This window comes from Methylobacterium sp. EM32 (assembly GCF_040593685.1).
GTDB lineage: Bacteria > Pseudomonadota > Alphaproteobacteria > Rhizobiales > Beijerinckiaceae > Methylobacterium.
Genome location: NZ_JBEXZS010000155.1, coordinates 1 through 3,556 on the forward strand (window position 1 = coordinate 1; position 3,556 = coordinate 3,556).

Genomic DNA, 3,556 nt, shown 5'->3' on the forward strand with positions numbered 1-3,556 from the left:
GCCCGGCCGGCCCCCCGCCCGAGCCCGAGGGCGCTCCCCTGGCGGTGCGGCGCGAGGCCGAGGCGCTGACCGCCGCCGCCGCCGGCTGCCTGGTGCCGCTGCGGGTCGAGCCGGGCGAGCGGATCCTCAGCCTGCTGCCGCCGAGCGACCTCAAGGGCCTCGCCACCGGCCTCACCGCGGCGCTGCTCGCCGGCGCGACCCTCGAATGCCACCCGGTCTTCGACGCCGGCGCCCTCTCGGCCGCCCTCGACCAGCCGCTGCCGACCCATCTCGTCGCTCCGGCCTGGATGGAGGCGGGGTTCGCCCGCACCACTGTGCCGGGCCGGCTGCGCACCCTGGCCTATGTCCACCGGGCGCCCTGCCGCCTCAGCGCCCGCCTGCCGGGCCGCTCCGGCGTGGTCGACATCGTCGCCTTCGACGAGGTCGCCCTGCTCTGCGGCCGGCGTGACGCCCAGGATGTCGGCCTCGTCCTGGCCGCCCCGGAACGGGCCGCGCTCGCCACCGAACGCGGCGGCCTGATCCAGCTGCGTCGCGATCCTGACGGGCGCCTGAGCTTCCGCGGACCGGCCTGCGCCGCCCGCATGTTGCGGCGCGGCATCACCCAGGACGAAAATCCCGACGGCTGGATGGAATCGCGGTTCCGCGCCTCGCTCTTCGCCGGCGTCGCCACCGCGATCGCGGAGATCCCGTAGCACCCGACAAATTTTTCAGCCCGTCTCGCATCTGCGAAAAACATCAGGCATGCCAGTCGTTTGACGGCTCATCACCGGGCCCGGTCCGGGGTCGTCGGGCGGCGTTGCCCACATGATCGCGGTGAACCTTCGTCGGCTCACGGCGTTACTGCCCCGGTGCCTTCACGAGAGGCACGCGATCGGCTAACGCTTGACCATGGGTGCGCTGCAAAAAGTTCTCGTCGTCGACGATGGCCACCGCGCCATCGACCGGGCCCTCTCCGCCGAACTGGCCGAGCTGGGCTATGCCAGCGTTACTGCCTCCCTGGAGGCGGCGGACGACGTCCTGGCGATGATGCCGCGCCCGGCGGCGGTGCTCCTCCACGTCCCGCCGCGCGACACCGGCGGTGCGTTCCGCATGCTGTCGGAGCGCCTGCGCGAGCAGATGCGCGGCGCCGGCGTCCCGGTGATCGAGGTCGATGCCGCCGGCCAGCAGACCGGCGCCCCGATCGACCTGCAGAGCCGCATCGGCACGCGGGTGCTGAACGAGCCGGAATTCTGACGAGGTCCTCCGGGATCACGGTGTTCCGGATCATCCTTTCCCCGACCTCATCCTGAGGCGCGAGCGCAGCGAGCCTCGAAGGAGGCCTTCAGGGATCACTGAGATTTCTGGAGGCCTCCTTCGAGGCTCGCTGCGCTCGCGCCTCAGGATAAGGTCGTGTTTTGGCAACACGGTATTCTCCGGCCGTCCGTCTGCCGGCCGCGCGTCCTCACCCCGCCTGCAACAGCTTCACCGCCGCATCCCGCTCGAACAGGTAGAGCAGCGCCCGCAGGGCGTAGCCCCGCTCCGTCTTGAGGCCCGGATCGCGCTCGACGATCAGCCGGGCGTCGTCGCGGGCTGCCACGAGCAGGTCGCCGTCGGCTTCCGGCCGGGCGAGGCGGAAGGCGGCGAGCCCCGATTGGCGGGTGCCCAGCACCTCGCCCTCGCCGCGCAGGCGCAGGTCTTCTTCGGCAATCCGAAAACCGTCCTCGGTCTCGCGCATCATCTCGAGCCGGGCCCGGGCGACCTGGCCGAGCGGTCCCTTGAACAGCAGCAGGCAGGTCGAGGCGCCGGATCCCCGGCCGACCCGGCCGCGCAGCTGGTGCAATTGCGCCAGGCCGAAGCGCTCGGCATGCTCGATCACCATGACGGTGGCCTGCGGCACGTCCACGCCGACCTCGACCACGGTGGTCGAGACCAGGATCTTGGTCTCGCCGCTGACGAAGCGCTCCATCGCCTCGTCCTTGTCCTTGCCCGGCATCTTGCCGTGGACGAGACCGACCGCGTCGCCGAAGCGCTCGCGGAGCGCGGAGAACCGCTCCTCGGCGGCGGCGAGGTCGACATATTCGGATTCGGCGACGAGCGGGCAGATCCAGTAGACCCGGTCGCCCTTGGCGAGCGCCCGCTCCAGGCCGAGCGTCACTTCCTCGATGCGGTCGGTCGAGATCAGCACGGTCTTGATCGGCTGTCGGCCGGCCGGCTTCTCGTCGAGGACCGAGACCTCCATGTCGCCGAAATAAGTCAGCGCCAGGGTGCGGGGGATCGGCGTCGCGGTCATCACCAGGATATCGACCGCCGCGCCCTTCCCCCCCAGCGCCAGGCGCTGGTGCACGCCGAAGCGGTGCTGCTCGTCCACCACCGCGAGGCCGAGATCGTGGAAGGCCACGTCGTCCTGGAACAACGCGTGGGTGCCGACCACGATGTGAATGCTGCCGTCGGCGAGGCCGGCCAGCGTCGCGCGCCGTTCCGCCGCCCGGTCGCGGCCGGTGAGCAGCGCGAGCTTCAAGCCCGCCTCCTCCACCATCGGCCGCAGGCGCTCGGCGTGCTGGCGGGCCAGGATCTCGGTCGGCGCCATCATCGCCGCCTGGCGCCCGGCCTCGATCGCCGAGGCCATCGCGAGCAAAGCCACCGCGGTCTTGCCCGAGCCGACATCGCCCTGGAGCAGGCGCAGCATGCGCCGGTCCGAGCCCATGTCGCCGCGGATCTCGGCGAGCGCCCGGGTCTGCGCCCCGGTGAGCCCGAACGGCAGCGCCGCCTCGATCCGCCGCGACAGGACCCCGTCGCCGACATTGGTGCGGCCGGCCGGGCGGTGCATCCGGCTGCGCACCAGGGCCAGCGCCAGCTGCGAGGCCAATAGCTCGTCGTAGGCGAGGCGCCGGCGGGCCGGGGTCTTCAAGTCCTCCTCGGTCTCGGCCGCCTCCGCCGGGCGGTGCTCGGTGCGGAGCGCGTCGGCGAAGGCCGGCCAGTCCTGACGGTCGAGCCACGACCGGTCCTGCCACTCGGGGAGAGTGGGCAGCCGGTCGAGGGCCGCGACCGCGAGCTTGCCGATCGCCCGCGAGGTCAGCCCTTCGGTGGCGCCGTAGATCGGCTCCACCGCCGGCAGGTCGGCCAGTCCCTTCTCGTCGAGGATGCGCGACGGGTGCACCATCTGGCGGAAGCCGTCCCACAGCTCGATCCGGCCGGAGACGTAGCGGTGGCTGCCGAGCGGCAGCATCTTCTCGATGCGGGCGCGCGGCAGGTTGAAGAACACCAGGGTGATGTCGCCGGTCTGGTCCTCGACCAGCACCCGGAACGGCTTTCGGCCGCCCATGGCCTGCGGCGGGCGGTGGGCGACCACGGTCACGCCGAGCGTCACCGGTTCGCCGGGCGGCGCCTCGGCGATCGAGCCGCGCAGCTGCCGGGCGATGCCGCGCTGGGGCAGGTGGAACAGGAGGTCGACCACCCGGGCCGGCCGCTCCGGCGTGCCGACGAGCTTGTCGATCAGCACGGCAACCTTGGGACCGGCCCCCGGCAGCACGGTGGCGGGGGCGAACAGGGGATCGAGCAGGGAGGGACGCAGCGACAT

2 protein-coding genes and 1 pseudogene are annotated in these 3,556 nt (G+C 72.3%); 2 read left to right on the top strand and 1 reads right to left on the bottom strand.

Annotated elements, in window-relative coordinates:
- Both ABZT49_RS20915 and ABZT49_RS20920 read left to right on the top strand, forming a co-directional pair.
- Nucleotides 1–692, top strand: a pseudogene (locus ABZT49_RS20915) (long-chain fatty acid--CoA ligase); the annotation flags it as partial.
- Between the two features lie 196 nt (nucleotides 693–888).
- Nucleotides 889–1,233, top strand: coding sequence for a hypothetical protein (locus tag ABZT49_RS20920; protein ID WP_355288646.1), 345 nt, complete (start codon nucleotides 889–891; stop codon nucleotides 1,231–1,233).
- Between the two features lie 208 nt (nucleotides 1,234–1,441).
- Here the strand turns inward: ABZT49_RS20920 and recG are convergent, their stop codons facing one another.
- Nucleotides 1,442–3,556, bottom strand: a complete 2,115-nt coding sequence (gene recG / locus ABZT49_RS20925) for an ATP-dependent DNA helicase RecG (protein WP_355288644.1) — start codon at nucleotides 3,554–3,556, stop codon at nucleotides 1,442–1,444.

Bases quoted from the DNA above. Each gene is read 5' to 3' on its own strand.
- ABZT49_RS20920 (WP_355288646.1), top strand. From the start codon at position 889: ATGGGTGCGCTGCAAAAAGTTCTCGTCGTCGACGATGGCCACCGCGCC.
- recG (WP_355288644.1), bottom strand. From the start codon at position 3,556: ATGTCGCTGCGTCCCTCCCTGCTCGATCCCCTGTTCGCCCCCGCCACC.